At 39.0% G+C, this 23,660-nt stretch carries 41 protein-coding genes; 2 read left to right on the forward strand and 39 right to left on the reverse strand.

Features of this window, described 5'->3' with window-relative positions; translation table 11 throughout:
• Positions 1-227: 227 nt before the first annotated feature.
• Positions 228-446 (reverse strand): hypothetical protein, encoded by a 219-nt coding sequence (locus AC1Q51_RS26525; protein WP_000901145.1) that lies wholly within the window; start codon positions 444-446, stop codon positions 228-230.
• 170 nt (positions 447-616) lie between these two features.
• On the opposite strand from AC1Q51_RS26525, the gene pdaB reads away from it, so the two are divergent.
• The gene (gene pdaB / locus AC1Q51_RS26530; protein WP_000464717.1) at positions 617-1,381 is read left to right on the forward strand and encodes a polysaccharide deacetylase family sporulation protein PdaB; all 765 of its coding nucleotides are present in this window, start codon (positions 617-619) and stop codon (positions 1,379-1,381) included.
• A 119-nt stretch (positions 1,382-1,500) separates the two neighbouring features.
• Here pdaB and kbaA read toward each other — a convergent pair whose 3' ends face one another.
• Positions 1,501-2,112, reverse strand: a complete 612-nt coding sequence (gene kbaA / locus AC1Q51_RS26535; protein ID WP_089170266.1) for a KinB signaling pathway activation protein KbaA — start codon at positions 2,110-2,112, stop codon at positions 1,501-1,503.
• A 139-nt stretch (positions 2,113-2,251) separates the two neighbouring features.
• Between kbaA and gerD the strand changes: the two genes are divergently transcribed.
• Positions 2,252-2,869 carry a spore germination lipoprotein GerD gene (gene gerD / locus AC1Q51_RS26540; protein ID WP_050842394.1) on the forward strand — a complete coding sequence of 206 codons (618 nt, stop codon included), beginning with the start codon at positions 2,252-2,254 and terminating at the stop codon, positions 2,867-2,869.
• 154 nt (positions 2,870-3,023) lie between these two features.
• On the opposite strand, the gene AC1Q51_RS26545 is transcribed toward gerD, so the two are convergent.
• From AC1Q51_RS26545 to rplD, 37 genes are all read right to left on the reverse strand, one after another.
• The gene (locus AC1Q51_RS26545) at positions 3,024-4,091 is read right to left on the reverse strand and encodes an Mrp/NBP35 family ATP-binding protein (RefSeq protein WP_089170265.1); all 1,068 of its coding nucleotides are present in this window, start codon (positions 4,089-4,091) and stop codon (positions 3,024-3,026) included.
• A gap of 144 nt (positions 4,092-4,235) precedes the next feature.
• A complete protein-coding gene (gene cwlD / locus AC1Q51_RS26550; protein ID WP_000822439.1) occupies positions 4,236-4,949 on the reverse strand; it encodes an N-acetylmuramoyl-L-alanine amidase CwlD in 714 nt (237 codons plus the stop codon).
• Between the two features lie 66 nt (positions 4,950-5,015).
• Positions 5,016-5,444: a DUF2521 family protein gene (locus AC1Q51_RS26555; RefSeq protein ID WP_001101005.1), complete on the reverse strand. Its 429-nt coding sequence runs from the start codon at positions 5,442-5,444 to the stop codon at positions 5,016-5,018.
• A gap of 162 nt (positions 5,445-5,606) precedes the next feature.
• On the reverse strand, positions 5,607-5,999 hold the full coding sequence (gene rpsI / locus AC1Q51_RS26560; protein WP_000079986.1) for a 30S ribosomal protein S9: 393 nt from the start codon (positions 5,997-5,999) through the stop codon (positions 5,607-5,609).
• Between the two features lie 21 nt (positions 6,000-6,020).
• Positions 6,021-6,458, reverse strand: a complete 438-nt coding sequence (gene rplM / locus AC1Q51_RS26565; protein ID WP_001260795.1) for a 50S ribosomal protein L13 — start codon at positions 6,456-6,458, stop codon at positions 6,021-6,023.
• A 152-nt stretch (positions 6,459-6,610) separates the two neighbouring features.
• Positions 6,611-7,354, reverse strand: coding sequence for a tRNA pseudouridine(38-40) synthase TruA (gene truA, locus AC1Q51_RS26570; RefSeq protein WP_002094238.1), 744 nt, complete (start codon positions 7,352-7,354; stop codon positions 6,611-6,613).
• Positions 7,355-7,368: 14 nt separating this feature from the next.
• The gene (locus AC1Q51_RS26575) at positions 7,369-8,163 is read right to left on the reverse strand and encodes an energy-coupling factor transporter transmembrane component T family protein (protein ID WP_001186530.1); all 795 of its coding nucleotides are present in this window, start codon (positions 8,161-8,163) and stop codon (positions 7,369-7,371) included.
• On the reverse strand, positions 8,151-9,032 hold the full coding sequence (locus AC1Q51_RS26580; RefSeq protein ID WP_000406539.1) for an energy-coupling factor ABC transporter ATP-binding protein: 882 nt from the start codon (positions 9,030-9,032) through the stop codon (positions 8,151-8,153). Before AC1Q51_RS26580 ends, AC1Q51_RS26575 begins: the two co-directional genes overlap by 13 nt.
• Positions 9,008-9,850: an energy-coupling factor ABC transporter ATP-binding protein gene (locus AC1Q51_RS26585; protein WP_000711763.1), complete on the reverse strand. Its 843-nt coding sequence runs from the start codon at positions 9,848-9,850 to the stop codon at positions 9,008-9,010. The genes AC1Q51_RS26580 and AC1Q51_RS26585 overlap by 25 nt, the downstream gene beginning before the upstream one ends.
• Before the next feature lie 103 nt (positions 9,851-9,953).
• Positions 9,954-10,316 (reverse strand): 50S ribosomal protein L17, encoded by a 363-nt coding sequence (rplQ, locus tag AC1Q51_RS26590; protein WP_000331490.1) that lies wholly within the window; start codon positions 10,314-10,316, stop codon positions 9,954-9,956.
• Between the two features lie 35 nt (positions 10,317-10,351).
• Positions 10,352-11,296, reverse strand: a complete 945-nt coding sequence (locus AC1Q51_RS26595; RefSeq protein WP_000569643.1) for a DNA-directed RNA polymerase subunit alpha — start codon at positions 11,294-11,296, stop codon at positions 10,352-10,354.
• 180 nt (positions 11,297-11,476) lie between these two features.
• Positions 11,477-11,866, reverse strand: coding sequence for a 30S ribosomal protein S11 (gene rpsK / locus AC1Q51_RS26600; protein ID WP_000101797.1), 390 nt, complete (start codon positions 11,864-11,866; stop codon positions 11,477-11,479).
• 24 nt (positions 11,867-11,890) lie between these two features.
• A complete protein-coding gene (gene rpsM, locus AC1Q51_RS26605; protein WP_000090792.1) occupies positions 11,891-12,256 on the reverse strand; it encodes a 30S ribosomal protein S13 in 366 nt (121 codons plus the stop codon).
• 21 nt (positions 12,257-12,277) lie between these two features.
• A complete protein-coding gene (gene rpmJ / locus AC1Q51_RS26610; RefSeq protein WP_000868344.1) occupies positions 12,278-12,391 on the reverse strand; it encodes a 50S ribosomal protein L36 in 114 nt (37 codons plus the stop codon).
• Positions 12,392-12,426: 35 nt separating this feature from the next.
• Positions 12,427-12,645, reverse strand: coding sequence for a translation initiation factor IF-1 (gene infA / locus AC1Q51_RS26615; protein WP_001029884.1), 219 nt, complete (start codon positions 12,643-12,645; stop codon positions 12,427-12,429).
• A 68-nt stretch (positions 12,646-12,713) separates the two neighbouring features.
• Positions 12,714-13,460, reverse strand: a complete 747-nt coding sequence (gene map, locus AC1Q51_RS26620) for a type I methionyl aminopeptidase (RefSeq protein ID WP_000582539.1) — start codon at positions 13,458-13,460, stop codon at positions 12,714-12,716.
• Positions 13,460-14,110, reverse strand: coding sequence for an adenylate kinase (locus AC1Q51_RS26625; RefSeq protein ID WP_001048997.1), 651 nt, complete (start codon positions 14,108-14,110; stop codon positions 13,460-13,462). Before AC1Q51_RS26625 ends, map begins: the two co-directional genes overlap by 1 nt.
• Before the next feature lie 54 nt (positions 14,111-14,164).
• Positions 14,165-15,466, reverse strand: coding sequence for a preprotein translocase subunit SecY (gene secY / locus AC1Q51_RS26630; protein ID WP_000490118.1), 1,302 nt, complete (start codon positions 15,464-15,466; stop codon positions 14,165-14,167).
• Positions 15,466-15,906, reverse strand: coding sequence for a 50S ribosomal protein L15 (rplO, locus tag AC1Q51_RS26635; protein WP_000766083.1), 441 nt, complete (start codon positions 15,904-15,906; stop codon positions 15,466-15,468). The genes secY and rplO overlap by 1 nt, the downstream gene beginning before the upstream one ends.
• A 33-nt stretch (positions 15,907-15,939) precedes the next feature.
• Entirely contained in the window at positions 15,940-16,122 is a 183-nt protein-coding gene (gene rpmD, locus AC1Q51_RS26640) for a 50S ribosomal protein L30 (protein WP_001085233.1), read from the reverse strand.
• 13 nt (positions 16,123-16,135) lie between these two features.
• Complete coding sequence (rpsE, locus tag AC1Q51_RS26645) at positions 16,136-16,636, reverse strand: 30S ribosomal protein S5 (protein ID WP_000554646.1); 501 nt, start codon at positions 16,634-16,636, stop codon at positions 16,136-16,138.
• Between the two features lie 21 nt (positions 16,637-16,657).
• The gene (rplR, locus tag AC1Q51_RS26650; protein ID WP_000628818.1) at positions 16,658-17,020 is read right to left on the reverse strand and encodes a 50S ribosomal protein L18; all 363 of its coding nucleotides are present in this window, start codon (positions 17,018-17,020) and stop codon (positions 16,658-16,660) included.
• A gap of 33 nt (positions 17,021-17,053) precedes the next feature.
• Entirely contained in the window at positions 17,054-17,593 is a 540-nt protein-coding gene (gene rplF / locus AC1Q51_RS26655; RefSeq protein ID WP_000086551.1) for a 50S ribosomal protein L6, read from the reverse strand.
• 32 nt (positions 17,594-17,625) lie between these two features.
• A complete protein-coding gene (gene rpsH / locus AC1Q51_RS26660; protein ID WP_000245511.1) occupies positions 17,626-18,024 on the reverse strand; it encodes a 30S ribosomal protein S8 in 399 nt (132 codons plus the stop codon).
• Positions 18,025-18,053: 29 nt separating this feature from the next.
• Positions 18,054-18,239, reverse strand: a complete 186-nt coding sequence (gene rpsN, locus AC1Q51_RS26665) for a 30S ribosomal protein S14 (protein WP_001085700.1) — start codon at positions 18,237-18,239, stop codon at positions 18,054-18,056.
• 33 nt (positions 18,240-18,272) lie between these two features.
• Positions 18,273-18,812 carry a 50S ribosomal protein L5 gene (gene rplE, locus AC1Q51_RS26670; protein WP_001080829.1) on the reverse strand — a complete coding sequence of 180 codons (540 nt, stop codon included), beginning with the start codon at positions 18,810-18,812 and terminating at the stop codon, positions 18,273-18,275.
• A gap of 26 nt (positions 18,813-18,838) precedes the next feature.
• Positions 18,839-19,150 (reverse strand): 50S ribosomal protein L24, encoded by a 312-nt coding sequence (gene rplX / locus AC1Q51_RS26675; RefSeq protein ID WP_000558200.1) that lies wholly within the window; start codon positions 19,148-19,150, stop codon positions 18,839-18,841.
• 38 nt (positions 19,151-19,188) lie between these two features.
• The gene (rplN, locus tag AC1Q51_RS26680) at positions 19,189-19,557 is read right to left on the reverse strand and encodes a 50S ribosomal protein L14 (RefSeq protein ID WP_000615912.1); all 369 of its coding nucleotides are present in this window, start codon (positions 19,555-19,557) and stop codon (positions 19,189-19,191) included.
• 43 nt (positions 19,558-19,600) lie between these two features.
• Entirely contained in the window at positions 19,601-19,864 is a 264-nt protein-coding gene (gene rpsQ / locus AC1Q51_RS26685; protein ID WP_000004106.1) for a 30S ribosomal protein S17, read from the reverse strand.
• Between the two features lie 20 nt (positions 19,865-19,884).
• Positions 19,885-20,085: a 50S ribosomal protein L29 gene (gene rpmC, locus AC1Q51_RS26690; protein ID WP_000855718.1), complete on the reverse strand. Its 201-nt coding sequence runs from the start codon at positions 20,083-20,085 to the stop codon at positions 19,885-19,887.
• The gene (gene rplP, locus AC1Q51_RS26695; RefSeq protein WP_000928971.1) at positions 20,075-20,509 is read right to left on the reverse strand and encodes a 50S ribosomal protein L16; all 435 of its coding nucleotides are present in this window, start codon (positions 20,507-20,509) and stop codon (positions 20,075-20,077) included. The genes rpmC and rplP overlap by 11 nt, the downstream gene beginning before the upstream one ends.
• 1 nt (position 20,510) lies before the next feature.
• Positions 20,511-21,170: a 30S ribosomal protein S3 gene (rpsC, locus tag AC1Q51_RS26700; protein WP_000529956.1), complete on the reverse strand. Its 660-nt coding sequence runs from the start codon at positions 21,168-21,170 to the stop codon at positions 20,511-20,513.
• 3 nt (positions 21,171-21,173) lie between these two features.
• Positions 21,174-21,515 (reverse strand): 50S ribosomal protein L22, encoded by a 342-nt coding sequence (rplV, locus tag AC1Q51_RS26705; protein WP_001148024.1) that lies wholly within the window; start codon positions 21,513-21,515, stop codon positions 21,174-21,176.
• A 17-nt stretch (positions 21,516-21,532) separates the two neighbouring features.
• Positions 21,533-21,811 (reverse strand): 30S ribosomal protein S19, encoded by a 279-nt coding sequence (gene rpsS / locus AC1Q51_RS26710; RefSeq protein ID WP_000124454.1) that lies wholly within the window; start codon positions 21,809-21,811, stop codon positions 21,533-21,535.
• Positions 21,812-21,871: 60 nt separating this feature from the next.
• A complete protein-coding gene (gene rplB / locus AC1Q51_RS26715; RefSeq protein WP_000511583.1) occupies positions 21,872-22,702 on the reverse strand; it encodes a 50S ribosomal protein L2 in 831 nt (276 codons plus the stop codon).
• Positions 22,703-22,730: 28 nt separating this feature from the next.
• Positions 22,731-23,021: a 50S ribosomal protein L23 gene (gene rplW, locus AC1Q51_RS26720; protein WP_001205558.1), complete on the reverse strand. Its 291-nt coding sequence runs from the start codon at positions 23,019-23,021 to the stop codon at positions 22,731-22,733.
• Positions 23,021-23,644 carry a 50S ribosomal protein L4 gene (gene rplD / locus AC1Q51_RS26725; protein WP_001127258.1) on the reverse strand — a complete coding sequence of 208 codons (624 nt, stop codon included), beginning with the start codon at positions 23,642-23,644 and terminating at the stop codon, positions 23,021-23,023. The genes rplW and rplD overlap by 1 nt, the downstream gene beginning before the upstream one ends.
• Positions 23,645-23,660: the final 16 nt, after the last annotated feature.

Genomic DNA, 23,660 nt, shown 5'->3' on the forward strand with positions numbered 1-23,660 from the left:
AAAGTTAGTTTGTCTAGCATCTAAAAATAAAAATTGACGTTTCACGTTGTTTGTTTCGTTCAGTTTTCAAAGAACTACTTGGCCGCTCATTTGCGACTTCCTTATGTTAACATCTTCGTTTTTCGATGTCAACTAAGTTTTTCAATTTCTTTTTTGTCGTTTTCTGCGTTTCCGCATCAGCGACGTTTATTAATTTACCATATACAAACTATTAACGTCAACACTTTTTAATAAAAAGTTCTTTTTCTTACATAACGAATACATTCCTCTGCATTAGCAACTCTCCGAAATAAACAAAAAATGATTTTATATCTTTCTTCCATCGCCTTTTTTACAACTTCATGAATACGCTCATCTTCAAAATCAAATAAAAGTTCCTCTAACTCTCTCTTTAATATGTATTCCATCTCTTTTCTCTCTTCTTTTGTCAACATCAGCCCAAGCAAATGATCACCTCAATAATTCCTTACGTAACAATAAACGTTTCGCTCATTTTCACTTATTACAATCCTATCATTCATTATATCCATTACTTACGATATTAATCCTTTGTTCTCTTTTTTATATTTACAGCATATATGTAACTGAAAAGGATTGGACAAAGGGGCGTAATATTATGTTTTTCTTTTTTATTACGAGTAAGAGAACTTTTAAACACATTAGCTTAATAGTGATACTTTCCTTATTTACAGCATGGCTACTCTTTTTAAAAACATATTCACATGAATCTGCTTTTTCAACTGCTACAGGTCCTAAAGTAATTTACAAAGGAGATACCGCTAAAAAGCAAGTTGCATTTACGTTTGATATTAGTTGGGGAGACAAAAAAGCAATTCCAATCCTTGATACTCTTAAAGAAAGACAAATTAAGAATGCAACCTTCTTCCTTTCTGCTGCATGGGCCGAAAGACACCCCGATATTGTAGAGCGCATCATGAAAGATGGACACGAAATCGGTAGTATGGGTTACAATTACACATCCTATACTTCTCTAGAGACGAATGAAATAAGACGAGACCTTTTACGAGCACAAGATGTTTTTACAAAACTTGGGGTAAAACAAGTCAAGCTGTTACGTCCACCTAGTGGCGAATTTAACAAGGCAACCCTTAAAATTGCAGAATCACTTGGATACACCGTCGTGCATTGGAGTAATAATTCCAACGATTGGAAAAACCCAGGTGTAAATCACATCGTTTCCACCGTCTCTAATAATTTGAAAGGTGGAGATATTGTCTTATTACACGCATCCGATTCTGCCCTTCAAACAAATAGAGCTTTACCGCTGCTTCTGCAAAAATTAAAAAGTGATGGATATGAGCAAATATCCGTATCACAACTTATTTCCAACACAAGTACGAAAAGTGAAGATGTGAAATAGCTTCGTCCCTACTACTCTTCACGTATAAAAAGCTCTACTACCTTTCAAAAAGGTGGTAGAGCTTTTTTAATCACACCATTTCCAATAATATAACTGCTGATATATAAAACCTCTCTCTATTAAGCAGATTTACTCGTTTTTCCGATTAAACGATGTAATACAAGTAATTGATATGCATTACATAACAATAGCGGTATAACCATTAAATATAACCAATCTGTATCATTAATCCGAAGCGCCGGTACCCATTCAAGAATCGTTACAACAACCATAAAGAACAGAGCTGGCACAAATGCTTTTTTATTTGTTTCTTTACTTTTTACATAAGCAACAATTGCTCCAAACACAAATAAAATTCCAGCAACAAGTATGTTATTCCCCAATGAGATTTCCCCATTTGCAATAAGTACAGATCTTAAATACACAAAATCAAATAATACGAATGCAATAAAGAAGAGCTGGACTGCATTCCATAAAGACGATGAGCGAAACATCCCTAGTCCAAAACGATGGATTGTTAAATATGCAAAGAATCCCATTTGACTTATAACGCTAAAAATAAATCCTACACCCATCAACCAGAAAGATACCGCTAAAATCTCCTTAACGTCGAAATTTTGAAAAAATTTATCATACCTGTCCCACTCCAAAACAAAACCAATAATAACTGTGCTAATCCCACCAAGAAACAACGTCGTTAAAAATAGTCGTACCCACTTGCGGCTATTCACAACACATCCCCCATTATCCTTATATTTCTAATTAAATTGTATCAATGACAATTTCAAAAAGCTAGCCATGTTCATGTATAAATTCCTTAAAGATATTTATATTAAAAAGAGAGAACTGTGCTGAAAGGAGTTCCAACTTATGAAACGGATACTATTCATTTTCGTTTCTTCTTTTCTACTTATCGCACTTGTAGCATGCGCACAAGGAAAAGAAACGAAATCCGAACTAGATTACGATCAAACAAAGAAAATGATTGTTGATATTTTAAAAACAGATCAAGGTAAGAAAGCTATTCAAGATGTATTAACTGATGAAAAAATGAAACAAGCACTCATACTAGATGAAACAGTAGTAAAGAAAACGATTGAAGATGCCATGGTATCCGATAAAGGGCAACAATTCTGGGAAAAGCTCTTTAAAGATCCTGAGTTCTCATCAAAGTTTGCTAAAAGTATGGGGAAAGAACAAACCCAATTAATGAAAACCTTATTAAAAGACCCTGAATACCAAGCAGGCGTTATAGAAATTATGAAAAATCCTGAAGTAGAAAAAATGATGTTACAAACAATGAAGAGTAAAGAATACCGTCAATATCTACAACAAGTACTAACAGAAACTGCTGAAAGTCCACTCTTCCAAGCCAAGATGATTGATATCATTAGTAAAGGTGTACAAAAGGCTGAAAAAGGTGGATCTGATAAGAAAGAAGCAGGCGGTGATGGCGGTTCTCAAGGCGAGAAGAAGGAAGAACAGTGAAAATAATAACTATAATAACGAGTGGACAATGTATAAATTGTCCACTCGTTATTACTTTATCTTGCTATTAACAGACAAAATGGCCCTCTAGTTAAGCGAAAGGTTTACTAGTTGTTGCCAGTAACAGATGAACCCCACTGATTAAAGTTTCGCTTTATTTTTGTGTAACAGCTGTTTTATCAATTACTGTTTCAGCTATTTTACTATAAATAATGCCGGTTGTATGTGTATCCTCATATACTGAAGGAGCAAAGTCTTCTTTATTCCAATCGGGTTGTTGCAGTGGAATACGCCCAAGAACATTTGTTTGTAGTTCGGTAGCTAACTTATCTCCCCCGCCTCTTCCAAATACATATTCTTTCTCACCAGTTACCTTACTTTCAAAATATGCCATATTCTCAACAACACCGAGAATACTATGTTCAGTGCGTAATGCCATCGCTCCAGCACGCGCTGCTACAAACGCAGCTGTTGGATGCGGTGTCGTTACAATAATCTCTTTGCAAGATGGCAACATTGAGTGCACATCTAACGCAATATCACCTGTGCCTGGTGGCAAATCTAATACTAAATAATCTAAATCGCCCCATTCTACTTCTGTGAAGAAGTGGTTTAACATTTTCCCAAGCATAGGTCCTCTCCAAATAACTGGTGCATTATCCTCTACAAAGAAGCCCATTGAGATTACCTTTACACCTAAACGTTCTACCGGAATTATCTTATCACCTCTTACGATGGGACGTTTTTCTATCCCCATCATGTCTGGCACACTAAAACCGTAAATGTCCGCATCAATAATACCAACTTTTTTTCCTAAACGAGCTAAAGCAACTGCAAGGTTAACGGAAACGGTTGATTTTCCCACGCCACCTTTTCCACTCGCTACTGCTAAGAATGTCGTTTTTGAATTTGGTGACAATAAAGATTCACTTTGCTCTGCTTCTTGTTCTGGTGCAAACTGAGCTAATTCCTCTTCTGTAAATTCTGCAAAACGAAGTCCAACTGTTGCTGCTCCAAGCTCTTTTAATAACTTTACAATTCCAGACTGCAACTGCATTTGTTCCGCTGTACCAGTTTTTACGATTGCAATTTTGACACTCACATGTTCCTTCTCAGGCTTGACTGTTACCTCTTTAATTGCACTTGTTTCTTTTAATGTTTTATGTAAAAACGGATCTACCATCCCTTCTAACGCTTCAACCACTTGTTCTTTCGTTACCATAATTAGCCCAGCCCCCTGTATGAAAAATAACGTAATGTTAATTGAATTTATCTCTGCTTATTCTTGAAATAAATGCGTTTACATTTCCAGTATAACATATTTTCCGAAAACTTCGTTAACGAGAGAAACTCAAAAAAATCCTCCTTATTCTGGAGGATTTCCTTTTTCCGTGAAATAGCGTAATATACCCCGGTATATTGCAGCCGCTACCTTTTGCTGATATTTCTCCGAATTTAACATATACCTTTCGTTCACATTCGATAAAAAGCCGGCTTCAATTAAAGCACCTGGTGTTTTAGAATACTTTAATAAATACACATGCGAAATTGTCTTAGCAGAACGATTCGTGTTCTCTAAACTTGTTCTCAATTCAGCCTGTATAAATTTTGCAGCACGTTCATTTTCAATTGAAGAGCGGTAATAGAACGTTTGTGCGCCTTTCGATCCACTACTAGTTAAAGCATTTAAATGAATACTTGCAAAAAAGTCTACATCAGGTTTATTGATGATTTCTACACGTTTTTTTAAATCCTCTGCTTTACGTCTACTATATGACTTTGTATCTTTGTTAGCTAAATCATAATCTCCCTCACGCGTTAAAATAACTAGTGCACCTTGTTCTTGTAAATAGTCTTGTACCTTTTTTGTAATTTCAAGCGTAATATCCTTTTCTATAATATCCTTTCCTCCAACAGCCCCTCCATCTGGTCCACCATGACCAGCATCTAATACAATTACTTTCCCTGATAAGGGTAAATTCCAAGCTCGCCACGATTTTGTAATTTGAAATTCTTGTTTGACTAAAAAAAACAATACAACCGCAGCGAGTGCAAAAGAGATAATTCGAATTCTCTTCATACCTTTCCTCCTCCAGCTAGTCCCTCTAATTACTTATATGGGACAAGAGGAAAGTTTATGCTTGTCTTAATGAAGCTTTAATCGATATCTTCTTTCACCTTTTTCATACCCTTCTTGCCACCACAATCCTATAAACTGCTGACAAGATTCAAAAAGTAATTCCTCATCTTTCAACTTTATTTCTCGCATAGTCATACTCGTTAAAAATTGAAATAGCGTTTCAGTTAATTGTTGTTCTTCTTCTAAAGCTCTATATTTCACATCAAAAAACGATTCACCATAATAACCAAATTTACTATATCTCGCTCCTAATAAATAAGATTCTATCCCTAATTCAATACAGTAATCTTCATACTGACGATGAAGCTCTTGCATTTGAAAGGCATCACGAATATTTGAACGTAATGTTTTTAATGATAATTCCCGCAACATCTTCCGCTCGTATTTTAACTGCTTTTCTTTTTGTTTTTCTTGTAAGCTGACAATGACATTCATAGTACTTATAAACCTCCCTAATACGTATTAGTCTAAACTTCTAAAGAAGAAGCATACGCGCGGTGGTAGCACTAAAATATTCCAAGCTATAAAAATTACAAAAGAGGAATGAAACATAAAAAAACCCCAACCAAAATGGTTGGGGTTTGTAGTTCGCAAAAATTAACGTTTTGAGAACTGAGGTGCACGACGTGCGCCTTTAAGACCGTATTTTTTACGCTCTTTCATACGTGCGTCACGAGTTAATAGACCTGCACGTTTTAGTGTTAGACGGTATTCTGGATCAGCTTTTAATAAAGCGCGAGAAATACCGTGACGAATAGCACCAGCTTGACCAGTGTATCCACCACCATTTACGTTTACAAGTACATCGTAGTTACCTAAAGTTTCTGTTGCAACTAGAGGTTGTTTCACTACTTCACGTAATGCAGCAAATGGGATATAGTTTTCAAAATCACGACCGTTAATGATAACGCGTCCTTCGCCTGGAACTAGGCGTACGCGCGCTACTGAACTCTTACGACGTCCAGTGCCATAGTATTGAACCTGTGCCAAAGTAAGCCCTCCTTTAATTAATTATCCGCGAAGTTCGTAAACTTCTGGTTTTTGTGCTTGGTGTGGATGCTCTGCTCCAGCATACACGTTAAGTTTCTTAGAAACTTGACGGCCTAAGCGTCCTTTTGGAAGCATGCCTTTAATTGCAAGCTCTAACATTTGTACAGGGTAGTTTGTACGCATTTCAAGAGCTGTTCTTTGCTTAAGTCCACCTGGGTGGTTAGTGTGACGGTAGTAAATTTTATCGTTTAATTTATTACCTGTTAAATGAATTTTCTCAGCGTTAATAATAATTACATGATCACCCGTGTCAACGTGTGGTGTAAATGTAGGTTTGTTTTTACCACGTAAAATGGATGCTACTTCAGTAGATAGGCGACCTAAAGTTTGACCTTCAGCATCAACCACATACCATTTACGCTCAACTTCGTTAGCTTTTGCCATAAAAGTCGTACGCATGTGTTTCCCTCCTCGTTATCTTTTCCATAGAAAAAATCTATTGTTTATCTTAAACACGATTTCCTTCCGGGGCTAATCGTGGTTTTAGAAACAATACCATATGTTATGATATACTTTTGAGTTTCTAATGTCAAGCAAATGTTACACCAGGATTAGTTGTTATAGTTTACCTCCCATAGGTAAAGCCCATGACCTGGAGCCATCTTTCCAGCAAACTGACGATTTTGTTTCGCTAAAATCTCTGGAATGCTATCAGGATCAAGCTTTCCTTGCCCTACGTTAAGTAACGTACCAACAATAATTCTGACCATATTATATAAAAATCCATTACCTACAAAACGAAAAATTAATTCATCGTCTTGCTCAATTAACTCGATTTCATAAATTGTTCGCACTTTATCTTTTTTGTCAGTTTTTGCCGAACAAAAAGAAGTGAAATCATGCGTTCCAATAAAATACGGAATTGCTTTTCTTATTTTTTTGATTTCGAGCGGATATGGATATTGATATACGTAATTTCTACGGAATACATCCGCAGTCTTTGATAATAATACACGATAACGATATTCTTTTTTCTCAACACCGTAACGTGCATGAAACTCTTCTGTTTTTTTCTCTACTTGCCTAATAACAATATCATCTGGCAACATTGTATTTAAAGCGTTACTCCATTGCCACTCTTCAAGAGACAAAGGAGTATCAAAGTGTATGACTTGTCCTTTTGCATGAACCGTAGAATCTGTTCTACCAGATGCCTGAACACGAACAAGTTCTCCCTTATGCAATTTCTGTAATGCTTTTTCTATCTCCTGTTGAACAGTACGATGCTTCGGCTGAATTTGATAACCACAAAAATGCATGCCATCATATGCAACCGTACATTTTATTCTATCCATTTCTCTATTCTCCATTACGATCGCACCCATGCCAAAATACAAGCTAAACAAAATAAGCTTACAATCGTTACTGTATCGCTTGTTTTCCAGCGTAGTTGCCTAAATTTAGTACGTCCTTCACCACTTTGATATCCACGAGCTTCCATCGCAATAGCTAAGTCCTCTGCACGCTTAAAAGCACTGATAAACAGAGGAACAAGCAGTGAGATAATAGCTTTCATTCTATCTTTTATCGGTCCCCCAGCGAAATCAATACCACGTGATGCTTGTGCTTTCATTATTTTACTCGTTTCATCCATTAATGTCGGAATAAAACGAAGAGAAATTGACATCATTAATGCGATTTCATGAACAGGAACCTTTATACGCTTCAACGGCTTTAATAACGTCTCCAAACCATCTGTAATTTCAATAGGTGTCGTCGTTAACGTTAATAATGTCGTCATTAAAATAATAACGAAGAATCGTACAGAAATGTATATCCCTTGCTCTAATCCTTTTTCATGTATCGAAAACCAACCAAGCTGGAGTAGTACATCCCCCTCTTTATTTGTAAAAATATGCAGGAAAAATGTAAAAAGAAAAATCCATAAAATTGGTTTTAAGCCCGAAAGTACATAACGAATCGGCACTTTTGCAAAAAATAAAGCAATGAGTGCATATAAAAATAAAAATCCATATGAAATCGCATTATTTGCTAAGAAAACAACAAATACATATAAAAAGACAATCAGCAGCTTCGTACGTGGATCAAGTTGATGAATAAGTGAATTCCCTGGGATATATCTCCCAATAATCAACTGCTGCATGATTCATGACCACCTTTTCGTAACACCTGCACAACTTCATGAGTAAGATCCTCTAAAGATAAGGTAGCCTTTGGAATTGAAATACCAAACTTCTCTTCAATTGCACGTTTATACTTTAATGACATAGGAAGATCCACACCAATTTTCTCTAGTTCATCAGCATGTGAAAATACTTCCTCTGCACTTCCTTGCAAAAAGACCGTTCCTTTATGCATAACTACAATCTGCTCCGCATACTGAGCGGCATCCTCCATATTATGCGTTACAAGGATAACTGTAAGCCCCTTCTCCTTATGCAACTTATAAAACATCTGCATAAGTTCGTTCTGCCCTTTTGGATCTAGACCTGCTGTAGGTTCATCTAATACAAGCACTTCAGGTTCCATCGCCAATACACCCGCTATCGCAACACGCCTCATTTGCCCGCCACTTAACTCAAACGGTGAACGTGTTAACAGTTCTGGCTCTAACCCTACAAGTTCAATTGCCTCTCTTGCCTTTTGCTTCGCTTCTTCTACAGATACCCCAAAATTAGTAGGGCCGAAACAAATATCTTTCTCCACAGTCTCTTCAAACAACTGATGTTCTGGGAATTGAAAGACAACCCCTACTTTTTTACGTAGTGGCTTTAGCTTTTTTTCTTTCTTTCCTGCCGAAATCAAATGTTCACCAATTTGAACTGTACCATTTGTCGGCTGCAATAAACCATTTAAATGTTGAATCATCGTCGACTTACCTGAACCAGTATGACCGATAATGGCATAATAACCCCCACTTGGAAACGACACGTCTACATCATAAAGTGCGCGTCTTTCAAATGGAGTTTTATATTGATAACGATGTTCTACTTTTTGGAATGTAATCTCCAAAGTTCGTTCACCAAGCTTTCCATTGTAAGATGCGTATTTTGCAAAAGAATTTCATTTCTTTTTAATAATTCTGCTATTTTCACCGAAAACGGTACATCTAAGCCAATTTCTTGGAGCATATGAGAGGATTTGAAAATTTTTTCTGGAGTCCCTTCCTCTAATATTTCTCCCTTATTTAAAATAATGACACGATCTGACTGTGCCGCTTCTTCTAAATCGTGTGTAATTGATAGCACAGTAATACCTTTTTGATTAACAAGTTGTCTAACCGTTTCTACTACTTCACGTCTTCCTTGAGGATCTAACATTGACGTTGCTTCATCTAATATTAAAATAGATGGCTGAAGTGCTAAAACGCCTGCTATTGCCACTCGCTGCTTTTGCCCACCAGATAAGGAATGAGGCTCATCATTAAGAAAATCTTCCATACGGACAAGTCGTAAGGCCTGTTCTAATCTTTCAATCATTTGTTCTCTGGGCATTCCGATATTCTCTAAGCCAAATACAACATCATCTTGCACTGTTGTTCCAACAAATTGATTATCTGGATTTTGAAATACCATTCCAATTTGTTTTCGAACATCCCATACCGTTTCCTCTGATAAAACCATTGAATCATTTACTGTAATAGTCCCTGCTTCCGGCAAAAACAAACCATTCAATAATTTTGCAAGTGTAGACTTTCCTGAACCGTTTTGTCCAATAATAGATACCCATTCTCCCTCATATAAGGAAAATGAAACATCTTTTAATGCATACGTGGCTGCCCCAGGATATTGAAATGATATATTTCCTATCCGAAGTTTCTCTTTTTTCAATAGAAGGCACCCTTTCCTTCGCCAAGCTCGCCTATTTTTATATTTAAAAAAAAGGGCCATGACCAGTTTCTTGAAAAGAACTGTCCTGCCCTTTTAATTATCATTATACTAACTCGATAATTACCATTGGTGCTGCGTCTCCGCGACGTGGACCAATTTTTGCAATACGAGTGTATCCGCCTTGGCGCTCAGCATAGCGTGGAGCTACATCAGCGAATAATTTTTGAAGTGCATCTTGACCAGTCTCAGCGTTAGCTACTTCATTGCGAATGAAAGCTGCTGCTTGACGACGAGCATGAAGATCTCCGCGTTTACCTAAAGTGATCATTTTTTCCACTACAGAACGAAGTTCTTTTGCACGAGTTTCTGTCGTTTGGATGCGCTCGTTGATAATTAAATCAGTAGCTAAGTCACGTAACATAGCTTTACGTTGCGCACTTGTACGGCCTAATTTTCTGTATGCCATTCGTAGTTCCCTCCTTTGTTCATGGGTTTAAATCCTCAGTCGTCTTTACGTAAACCTAAACCTAATTCCTCAAGTTTATGTTTAACTTCTTCTAAGGATTTACGTCCTAAGTTACGAACTTTCATCATATCTTCTTCTGTTTTGTTCGCAAGCTCTTGTACAGTATTAATTCCTGCACGTTTTAGGCAATTATAAGAACGAACAGAAAGGTCTAGTTCTTCGATAGTCATCTCAAGAACTTTCTCTTTTTGATCTTCTTCCTTCTCGACCATAATCTCAGCATTTTGTGCTTCATCAGTTAAACCAACAAAGATATTTAAATGCTCAGTTAAGATTTTGGCACCTAAAGAGATAGCTTCTTTTGGCCCGATGCTTCCATCCGTCCATACATCAAGCGTAAGCTTATCATAATTAGCCACTTGTCCGACACGTGTCTTTTCCACTTGGTAAGTCACACGTGATACTGGAGTATAAATAGAATCAATAGGAATTACTCCTATTGGTTGATCTTCGCTTTTATTTGCATCAGCTGGCGTATACCCACGGCCACGCTTTGCAGTTAAACGCACGCGGAAATGCGCATCTTTTGCTAACGTTGCAATGTGTAAATCTGGATTTAAGATTTCTACATCACTATCGTGAGTAATATCAGCAGCTGTGACAATACCTTCGCCCTGCACATCAATTTCCAACGTCTTCTCTTCTTCAGAGTAGATTTTAAGAGCTAACTTTTTCAAGTTTAAGATGATCGTCGTAACGTCTTCTACTACGCCCTCAACTGTTGAAAATTCATGTAATACGCCATCGATTTGGATAGCAGTAACAGCGGCACCAGGGAGTGAGGATAAAAGAATACGACGTAAGGAGTTACCCAAAGTAGTACCATATCCACGCTCAAGCGGTTCAATTACGAATTTACCATATTTAGCATCTTCGTTAAGTTCAACCGTTTCGATTTTCGGCTTTTCGATTTCAATCATTAACTAAACCCTCCTTCAAAACGTCGAAACCCCGGTTAAACAAAGGTATAACCCCTGTCTAACCGAAAGTCCCCCTTAGGCAGTTCCCGATTGTGCACAACAAGCGATGTTTCTGTACGAAATTTCTCGATAATGCATCATATCCATTATAGACAAAAGGGAAAATTCTATACAGAAAAATTACACACGACGACGTTTTGGCGGACGACATCCATTATGAGGAACTGGAGTAACATCTCTAATTGCTGTTACTTCTAGACCTGCAGCTTGAAGAGCACGAATTGCAGCTTCACGACCAGCACCAGGACCTTTAACAGTAACCTCTAAAGTTTTTAAACCGTGCTCCATTGCAACTTTAGCAGCAGCTTCAGCAGCCATTTGCGCAGCGAATGGAGTAGATTTACGAGATCCACGGAAACCAAGTGCACCAGCACTAGACCAAGAAAGCGCGTTACCGTGAGTATCTGTAAGTGTTACGATTGTGTTGTTGAAAGTAGAACGAATATGAGCTATACCAGCTTCGATATTCTTTTTCACACGTTTTTTACGAGTGTTTGTTTTACGTGCCATTGTTAGTTCAACCTCCTTTACTTATTATTTCTTTTTATTTGCTACTGTACGACGTGGACCTTTACGTGTACGAGCATTGTTTTTAGAATTTTGACCACGAACTGGTAAACCACGACGGTGACGAAGACCACGGTAAGAACCGATCTCCATTAGACGTTTAATGTTAAGAGATACTTCACGACGAAGGTCTCCCTCAACTTTAATACGATCGATAACATCACGGATACGTCCTAATTCGTCTTCCGTTAAATCACGAACTCGTGTTTCTGAAGAAATACCAGCTTCAGTAAGAATTTTTTCAGCAGTTGTGCGACCAATGCCGAATACGTAAGTTAAAGAAATAACAACGCGTTTGTCTCGAGGAATATCTACACCTGCGATACGTGCCATTCTGAATGCACCTCCTTCTGATTAACCTTGTTTTTGTTTATGTTTAGGGTTTTCACAAATAACCATTACTTTTCCACGTCTACGAATAACTTTACATTTTTCGCAGATTGGTTTAACTGACGGTCTTACTTTCATGTCTCGAACCTCCTTAAAGATTACGGAGTGCTATATTATTTAAAACGGTACGTAATACGACCACGATTTAAATCGTACGGAGATAATTCTACCGTAACTTTGTCTCCTGGTAAAATACGAATGAAGTTCATACGGATTTTACCAGAAACGTGAGCCAATACGACATGCCCATTCTCTAATTCTACTTTGAACATAGCATTTGGCAACGTTTCAAGAACGGTACCTTCGACTTCAATTACATCATCTTTAGCCATTCAATAGTTCTCCCTTCTTCAAATCAGTAACATTTTACACTGCTCTGAAATCCCGGAGAGCCAGCTACTTATAAAGTGGTAAGGATTTCGTATCCTGCTTCTGTAAGAGCAATCGTGTGCTCAAAATGGGCACACCATTTACCATCTACCGTTACCACTGTCCAGTCATCAGATAGTGTTTTTACATATCGTCTTCCTTGATTCACCATCGGCTCAACACAGATGACCATTCCCGGCTTTAATCTAGGGCCTCTATTTGGTGGACCATAGTGCGGGATTTGAGGGTCCTCATGTAAGTCTTGCCCGATTCCGTGACCAACATACTCCCTAACGATCGAGAATCCATTCTCTTCAGCATGGGTTTGAACCGCATGTGAGATATTTGATAATCTCTCGCCTGGTTTTACTTGTTCTAGACCAAGATACAACGATTTTTCTGTGACATCAAGTAGCTTTTGAACAGATTCAGAAATGTTTCCAACTGGATACGTCCATGCAGAATCTCCATGGTACCCATTGTATTTCGCACCAATATCGATACTGATGATATCGCCCTCTTTGAGCTTGCGCTTTCCTGGAATTCCGTGTACAAGCTCTTCATTTACAGAAGCACATATGCTCCCCGGAAATCCGTTGTATCCTTTAAAAGATGGCGTAGCACCATATTTTTGAATCGTCTTTTCCGCTATTTGATCGAGCTCTTTCGTTGTAATTCCTGGAGTAATGTGCTGTTTCAACTCTTGATGAGTTAAAGCAACGATTCTGCCAGCTTCTCGCATGATTTCTATCTCGCGAGGAGTTTTGCAGATGATCATTACGCTAAGCCTCCGATGAGAACATCGATATCAGCAAATACTTTATTGATATCTTGCTCACCATTAATGCTTTTTAAGTAACCAAGCTCGTCGTAGAAATCAAGCAAAGGTTTTGTTTGCTTAATATTCACATCTAAACGATTTGCTACAGTTTCTTCATTGTCATCAGAGCGTTGGTATAATTCGCCACCACATTTATCGCACACATCAGCTGTTGCTGGTGGATTGAATTCTAAGTGGTAAGTCGCACCGCACTCTTTACAAATGCGACGGCCTGTAAGGCGTTTTAATAACAACCCTGAATCCACATTAATGTTTAAAACATAGTCGATTTTTTTGCCAAGATCTTTCATAATCTCTTCAAGAGCTGATGCTTGTGCAACAGTTCGTGGGAAACCGTCTAGTAAGAAACCTCTTACGCAGTCTTCTTGACTTAAACGTTCACGAACAATTCCGATTGTAACTTCATCTGGAACAAGTGCACCTTTATCAATAAAAGATTTTGCTTGTAGACCCATTTCAGTTTCAGCCTTCATAGCTGCACGGAACATATCTCCTGTTGAAATGTGAGGGATGTTATACTTGGCTACAATCTGTTCGGCTTGTGTACCTTTACCAGCACCAGGAAGCCCCATTAAAATTAAGTTCATCCTTGTTCCCCCTCAGTACATGAGCATGTAGGGAAGATGGTTCTTCCCACTTACTCACTGCTTGATAAACCCTTTGTAATGGCGTTTTACCAGTTGGCTTTCTAGCTGCTTCATTGTTTCTAAAGCAACGCCGACAACGATTAACATACTCGTTCCACCAATCTGTGCAGATGGAGGAAGATTTCCCAATTTCGTAAAGATAACTGGTAAGATTGCAATCGCTGCTAGGAAAATTGATCCTACAAAGGTCAAACGATACAAGATTTTTGTTAGATATTGTTCTGTATTCTTACCCGGACGAATACCTGGAACATATCCACCTTGCTTGTTTAGATTCTCTGACATTTGCTCTGGATTAACCTGAACAAACGCATAGAAATATGTGAAGGCTACAATGAGCGCAACATATATGATCATTCCCACTGGGTGAGAATAGTTAAAGTTTGCAATAATCCACTGCGATACATCATGTTTCGGGAAGAACTGTGCAATAGTTGGAGGCGTAATTAAGAATGAAACAGCAAAAATGACTGGAATAACACCCGCACTATTTACCTTAAGCGGTAAATGTGTGTTTTGTGCTCCAGCATGATTCCCATTCCCTCCTGTTACACGCTTCGCGTATTGAATTGGGATCTTTCTAACAGCTTGTTGAATGAAAATAACACCAACAATAACTGCTAGCACAGCTAGTAAAATCAATGCAACTTTAACGATACTCATGAACAATTGATCTCCGATATTTTGAAACTGTTGTTGATACACTTGAGATATAACACTTGGGATCGCTGCAGCAATACCGCCAAAGATAAGGATGGAAATACCATTACCCACACCTTTAGCTGTAATCTGTTCGCCTAACCACATTAAAAATGCAGTACCAGCAGTCAGTACCGTAGCAATGTATAAATAAGTGCTCCAACCAGGATTCAAAATTAATTGCCCACCTACCATACCGTTAAAACCGATTGACATACCAAACCCCTGAATAAACGCAAGAACAATTGTAAAGTAACGCGTGAATTGCGTTAGTTTACGACGGCCCATTTCACCTTGCTTCGACCATTCCGAAAATTTAGGAACAACATCCATCTGCAATAATTGCACGATGATGGATGCTGTAATATACGGCATGATTCCCATCGCAAAGATGGAGAAGTTTTTCAAGGCGCCACCGCCAAATGTATTTAGAATACCTAAAGCATTTAATTGGTCTTGTGCTTTCAGTACGTCTCCATTTGTAAATGGCACTGGGATAAACGTGCCAATCCTGAATACGATTAACATCGCTAAAGTGAATAATATTTTACGTCTTATCTCAGCAACGCGCATAAAGTTGGAGATTGTACGAAACATTAGATCACCTCAACTGATCCGCCAGCTGCTTCAATTGCTTCTTTAGCACTTGAAGAGAACTTGTGCGCTTTAACAGTTAGTTTTTTCTCTACTGCTCCGCTTGCAAGAATTTTAACACCGTCGTTTAACTTGCTGATAACGCCAGTTTCCAGCAATAATTCAGGTGTTACTTCTGTACCATCTTCAAAACGATTTAACGTTGATAAGTTTACAATAGTAAACTCTTTACGGTTAATGTTTGTGAAGCCGCGTTTTGGTAAACGACGGAATAATGGAGTTTGACCACCTTCGAAGCCAAGACGAACACCGCCACCAGAACGTGCGTTTTGTCCTTTATGACCTTTACCAGCAGTTTTACCGTTACCAGAACCGATACCACGACCGACACGGTTACGTACTTTACGAGAACCTTCTGCAGGTTTTAATTCATGAAGTTTCATTCCCAGGCACCTCCTTATATTAATGAGTTATCCTTAAGCTTCTTTTACAGTTAAAAGGTGAGAAACTTTGTTGATCATACCAAGAATAGCAGGAGTTTCTTCCTTAACTACAGTTGAATTCAACTTTTTAAGACCTAAAGCTTCTACCGTCGCACGTTGATCTTGTGGACGACCAATTACACTACGAGTGAGGGTAATTTCTAACTTTTTCGCCATTTGTTTTCCCTCCTTAACCTAGTAGCTCTTCTACAGATTTACCGCGTAATTTTGCAACATCTTCAGCGCGCTTAAGTTCGCTTAATCCGTTCACAGTAGCGCGAATCATGTTGATTGGTGTGTTAGAACCAAGAGATTTCGAAAGAATATCTTGTACACCAGCTAATTCAAGTACCGCACGAACAGGTCCACCAGCAATAACACCAGTACCTTCAGCAGCAGGTTTTAAGAATACTTCACCAGCTCCAAAGTGACCGTTGATTGTGTGTGGAATTGTTGTACCAACTAATGGTACAGCGATTAAGTTTTTCTTAGCGTCTTCGATAGCTTTGCGGATTGCGTCTGGTACCTCTTGTGCTTTACCAGTACCGAATCCAACATGACCGTTTTTATCGCCAACTACAACTAGTGCAGCAAAGCGGAAACGACGACCACCCTTAACAACTTTCGCGACACGATTTATCGTAACTACACGTTCTTCAAGTTCTAATTTACTTGGGTCAATGCGATGCATCAATTTTCCCTCCTTTGACCATTAAAATTGTAATCCAGCCTCACGAGCAGCTTCAGCTAGAGCTTTAACACGGCCATGGTATAAGTAACCACCGCGATCAAATACTACTTCTTTAACGCCTTTCTCTACAGCACGCTTAGCAACTGATTCTCCAACTTTCGTAGCAGCTTCAGTATTGCTAGTACCGTTAAGAGCAAGGTCTTTATCAAGAGTAGATGCACTTACTAACGTTACACCATTCACATCATCAATAACTTGAGCGTAAATATGTTGGTTAGAACGGAACACGTTTAAACGTGGACGCTCTGCAGTACCAGTAAGTTTAGCACGTACACGTGCATGTCTTTTCTTACGAGTCGCATTTTTATCAGCTTTAGTGATCATTTTCTTGTCACTCCTTTCTCTCACCTAACGGGTTTACTTAGCAGTTTTACCTTCTTTACGACGAACAACTTCGCCTTCGTAACGAATACCTTTACCTTTGTAAGGCTCAGGAGCACGTACAGCACGGATGTTAGCAGCAAATTCGCCAACACGTTGCTTGTCGATACCTTTAATTACGATTTTAGTTGGTGCAGGTACTTCAACTTCAAGACCTGCTTCCGGAGTCATTTCTACTGGATGAGAATAACCTACGCTTAAAACAAGTTTATCTCCTTGTTTTTGAGCACGGTAACCAACACCGACTAATTCAAGTCCGCGTGCGAAACCTGCAGTTACACCTTCAACCATGTTTCCGATTAAAGCACGAGTTGTACCGTGTAATGCACGGTGTTCCTTCTGTTCAGATGGACGCTCAACTGTTAGTGTATTTTCTTCAATTTTGATAGACATATCAGCATTGAATTTACGAGTTAATTCACCTTTAGGGCCTTTTACTGTTACAGTATTGTCTTCTGCAATTGTAATAGTAACACCTGCAGGGATTTCAAGAATCTTTTTACCAATACGAGACATGTGGTCACACCTCCGTTCGTTTTAAATATATATTACCAAACGTATGCTACTACTTCTCCACCAGTTTGTAATTGACGAGCGTCTTTGTCTGTCATTACTCCCTTAGATGTAGAAACAAGAGCGATACCTAATCCGTTAAGTACACGTGGTACTTCGTCAGCTTTAGCGTAAACGCGTAAGCCAGGTTTACTGATACGTTTTAATCCAGTGATTACACGTTCATTGTTTGCACCATATTTCAGGAAAATACGAAGGATACCTTGTTTGTTATCCTCGATGTATTCTACATCACGAATGAAACCTTCACGTTTTAAAAGTTCAGCGATCTCTTTTTTGATTTTAGAAGCAGGAACCTCTAATTTCTCATGACGTACCATGTTCGCATTACGGATGCGAGTAAGCATGTCTGCAATTGGATCTGTCATCACCATGTGTTTTACCTCCTTCCCATTTGTGGGTTTTACCAACTAGCTTTTTTAACACCAGGAATTTGACCTTTATATGCAAGTTCACGGAAACAAATACGGCAAAGTTTAAATTTGCGGTATACAGAATGCGGACGACCGCAGCGTTCGCAACGTGTATACTCTTGTACTTTAAACTTAGGAGTACGCTTTTGTTTCGCTATCATAGATTTTTTAGCCACGTTTTCGCCTCCTCTACTTAGCGTTGGCTTCCATTATTTTTGGAATGGCATACCGAATTGTGTTAAAAGTTCACGAGCTTCTTCATCAGTTTTCGCTGTAGTAACGATTACGATGTCCATACCGCGTACTTTGCTTACTTTATCATAATCAATCTCAGGGAAGATAAGTTGCTCTTTAACACCTAATGTGTAGTTCCCACGACCATCGAATGATTTCTTAGAAACACCACGGAAATCACGTACACGTGGTAAAGAAACCGATACTAATTTGTCGAAGAACTCATACATTTGCTCGCCGCGTAAAGTTACTTTCGCACCGATTGGCATACCTTCACGAAGACGGAAACCAGCGATTGATTTTTTAGCACGAGTTACAACAGGTTTTTGACCTGCGATTTGTGTTAATTCTTCTACTGCATTGTCTAAAGCTTTTGAGTTAGATACCGCGTCACCAACACCAGTGTTGATTACGATCTTTTCGATTTTCGGTACTTCCATCACAGATTTATAGTTAAACTTGCTCACTAGAGCAGGAGTAATTTCCTTTTGGAACTTCTCTTTAAGGCGATTCAATGAAGTGACCTCCTTTCTTAAGAAAATTATTTATCTAATAATTCACCAGATTTTTTTGCAATACGAACTTTTTTACCATCTTCTACTTTGAAGCCTACGCGAGTAGGTTCACCTGTTTTCGGATCTAAAATCATAACGTTAGAAACGTGAATAGGTGCTTCTTTAGTAATAATTCCACCTTGTGGATTTAATTGAGATGGCTTAGAGTGTTTTTTAACGATGTTAACACCCTCAACGATAACACGGTTTTGCTTTGGGAAAGCCACAAGGATAACGCCTTGTTTTCCTTTGTCTTTACCAGTGATTACCTGTACTTTATCACCTTTTTTTACATGCATCTTAATTCTGCACCTCCTTAGCAAGGCAATACCTTAAATTATAGAACTTCTGGAGCTAAAGAAACGATCTTCATGAAGTTGCTATCACGTAATTCACGAGCTACTGGTCCGAAGATACGAGTACCACGTGGGCTCTTATCGTCTTTAATGATAACCGCTGCGTTTTCATCAAATTTGATGTAAGAACCGTCCGGACGACGAGCTCCGCTCTTCGTACGTACTACTACTGCTTTAACAACGTCACCTTTTTTAACAACGCCACCTGGTGTTGCTTGTTTTACCGTAGCAACGATAATGTCACCAATGTTAGCATATTTACGACCAGAGCCGCCTAATACTTTAATTGTTAAAAGTTCACGTGCACCAGAGTTGTCAGCAACTTTCAAACGAGATTCTTGTTGGATCATGTTATGAAACCTCCCTTCGGACTAAAAATTCCGATTCGTCTATTTAGATAATAACCGCTTCTTCAACGATTTCAACTAAACGGAAACGCTTAGTAGCAGAAAGCGGGCGAGTTTCCATGATTTTAACGATATCGCCAAGTTTCGCTTGGTTTTGCTCATCATGGGCTTTGTACTTCTTAGAATACTTAACACGTTTTCCGTACAAGGAATGAGTTTTGTAAGTTTCAACTAAAACTGTAATCGTTTTGTCCATTTTGTCAGACACTACACGACCAGTATAAACTTTGCGTTGGTTACGTTCGCTCACTATGCAAACCTCCCCTCAATTTATCGATTAATTCCGATCTCTCTTTCACGAACTACAGTTTTCATACGAGCAATTGCTTTACGCACTTCACGAATGCGAGTTGGATTCTCTAATTGTCCTGTAGCAAGTTGGAAGCGAAGATTAAACAACTCTTCCTTTAAAGCTTTAACTTTTGTTTCGATTTCGGCAGTGGTTAATTCACGAATATCATTAGTTTTCATTAGATTCACCACCATTTTCTTCACGTTTTACGAATTTACATTTCACAGGTAACTTGTGAGCTGCAAGACGTAATGCTTCGCGTGCTACCTCTTCAGATACACCCGCGATTTCGAACATAATTTTCCCAGGTTTTACTACTGCTACCCAGCCTTCTGGTGCCCCTTTACCGGAACCCATACGTACTTCTAGAGGTTTTGCAGTGTAAGGTTTAGAAGGGAAAATTTTAATCCATACTTTACCGCCACGTTTCATGTAACGAGTCATTGCACGACGAGCAGCTTCGATTTGACGGTTTGTAATCCATGAAGCAGCTTGTGCTTGTAAACCGAATTCACCGAAAGCAACTTCAGTTCCACCTTTAGCACGACCACGCATTTTACCACGATGCTCTCTACGATATTTTACGCGTTTTGGCATTAACATATTATTTTCCTCCTTCCTCAGAAGCTTTCTTTTTTGTAGGAAGGACTTCTCCACGGTAGATCCATACTTTTACGCCTAATTTACCGTATGTTGTATCAGCTTCAACTGCTGCATAGTCAATATCAGCGCGAAGTGTATGAAGTGGAACAGTTCCTTCACTGTAAGATTCTGCACGAGCGATATCAGCTCCGCCAAGACGACCAGAAACCTGTGTTTTAATACCTTTAGCACCTGCACGCATAGCACGTTGAATAACTTGCTTTTGTGCACGACGGAATGATACACGGTTTTCTAATTGACGAGCGATGTTTTCGCCTACTAATTTAGCGTTAAGATCAGCTCTCTTAACTTCTAAAATGTTGATGTGTACACGCTTGCCTGTTAATTGGTTAAGAGCTTTACGAAGTGCTTCAACTTCAGTACCACCTTTACCAATTACCATACCAGGTTTTGCAGTGTGAATTGTAACATTTACACGATTTGCTGCACGTTCGATTTCTACTTTAGCAACAGCAGAATCTTTTAAGCGTACATTAATGTACTCACGGATTTTGATGTCTTCATGTAATAATGTAGCGTAATCTTTCTCAGCGAACCAACGAGATTCCCAGTCACGGATAACACCGACACGAAGACCAATTGGATTAACCTTTTGACCCATCGATTATCCCTCCTTCTTTTCTGATACCACAACTGTAATGTGGCTTGTGCGTTTGTTAATTTGGCTTGCACGACCCATTGCACGTGGACGGAAACGTTTCAACGTTGGACCTTCGTCAACGAAGACTTTTTCAACAACTAGGTTGTTAATGTCCATCTCATAATTGTGCTCTGCATTTGCGATTGCAGATTTTAAAACTTTTTCTACAACTGGAGAAGCAGTTTTTGGTGTGTGGTTAAGGATAGCAATCGCTTCACCCACTTGCTTACCTCGGATTAAGTCTACTACTAAACGAACTTTACGAGGAGCAATACGAACTGTTCTCGCTACTGCTTTAGCTTGCATTGAAGTGCCTCCTCTCATTATCTTCTAGTTTTCTTATCGTCAGCAAGGTGACCTTTATACGTACGAGTTGGTGCGAATTCACCTAACTTATGGCCAACCATATCCTCAGTGATGTACACAGGTACGTGTTTACGACCATCATATACAGCGATTGTGTGTCCGATGAACTGAGGGAAGATTGTTGAACGGCGAGACCAAGTTTTAACAACTTGTTTTTGCTCAGATGCAACTAATTTTTCCATTTTGCTCATTAAGTGATCATCGACAAATGGTCCTTTTTTTAAGCTACGAGCCATTTTGGTGCCTCCCTTCGTGATTGGCGTACGGTTCTAGAAATGAACCGTACTACAATCCCATTATTTTTTACGACGACGAACGATGAATTTGTCAGACGCTTTGTTTTTCTTACGAGTCTTGAATCCAAGAGTTGGTTTACCCCATGGAGACATTGGAGACTTACGTCCGATTGGAGAACGTCCTTCACCACCACCGTGTGGGTGATCAACCGGGTTCATTACAGAACCACGAACTGTTGGGCGTTTACCTAACCAGCGAGAGCGACCTGCTTTACCGATTTTGATAAGTTCGTGTTGTTCGTTACCTACTTGACCGATTGAAGCGCGACAAGCAGATAATACAAGACGTACTTCACCAGAAGTTAAACGTACAAGTACGTATTTACCTTCTTTACCAAGTACTTGAGCAGATGTACCAGCAGAACGAACTAATTGTCCGCCACGACCAGGCTTAAGCTCGATGTTATGAACAACAGTACCTACTGGAATGTTGATTAATGGTAATGCGTTACCGATTTTGATGTCAGCTTCTGGGCCAGACATAACTTCCATACCTACTTCTAAAGATTTAGGAGCAAGAATGTAACGTTTTTCACCGTCAACGTAGTTAATTAATGCGATATTCGCAGAGCGGTTTGGATCGTATTCGATCGTAGCAACGCGTCCTGGAATTCCATCTTTGTTACGCTTAAAGTCGATGATACGGTATTGACGCTTATGTCCGCCACCTTGATGACGTACAGTAATTTTACCTTGGTTATTACGACCAGCCTTCTTGCTTAAAGGAGCAAGTAATGACTTTTCGGGTCTGTCAGTCGTGATTTCAGCGAAATCATTCGTAGTCATATTACGACGACCGTTAGTAGTTGGATTATACTTTTTAATTCCCATCTCAATTTCCCTCCTTCTTTAGTAAGAATTAAACGCCTTGGAAGATTTCGATTTCTTTGCTGTCAGCAGTTAGCTTAACGATTGCTTTACGACGACGGCTAGTAAAACCAGCGTGACGACCAACGCGTTTTGCTTTCGGCTTGTAGTTCATGATGTTCACTTTTTCTACTTTAACACCAAAGATCGCTTCAAGAGCATCTTTAACTTCTGTTTTATTAGATTTAACGTCCACATCGAACGTGTATTTTTTTTCAGCCATCATTTCCATAGAACGTTCAGTGATAACTGGGCGCTTAATGATATCACGAGGATCTCTCATTATGCAAGCACCTCCTCTACTTTTTCCACTGCCGCTTTTGTCATGATTAGCTTATCATGATGAAGCACGTCTAAAACGTTTACGCCATCAGCAGTGATTACTGTTACTCCAGGGATATTGCGAGCAGATAACTCTACAGATTCGTTTGCATCAGCAGTTACGATAAGAGCTTTCTTCTCAACAGTTAATCCTTTAAGTACTGCTAGCATGTCTTTTGTTTTTGGTGCATTTAACACTAGGTCTTCAAGAACTACAATGTTGTTCTCAACTACTTTAGTAGCTAATGCAGATTTGATTGCTAAACGACGAACTTTCTTAGGAAGTTTGTACGCATAGCTTCTTGGTGTAGGTCCGAATACCGTACCACCACCACGCCATTGAGGAGAGCGGATAGACCCTTGACGAGCACGTCCAGTTCCTTTTTGACGCCATGGTTTACGACCACCACCGCGAACTTCAGAGCGAGTTTTTACTTTGTGTGTACCTTGACGTAAAGATGCACGTTGCATCATTACAGCTTCGAAAAGTACAGCTTCATTTGGTTCGATACCGAAAATAGCTTCAGCTAATTCGATTTCACCAACCTGTGAACCAGTTTGGTTATATACAGTAACTTTTGGCATTGGAATTCCTCCTTCC

The organism is Bacillus sp. MT94 (assembly GCF_058792475.1).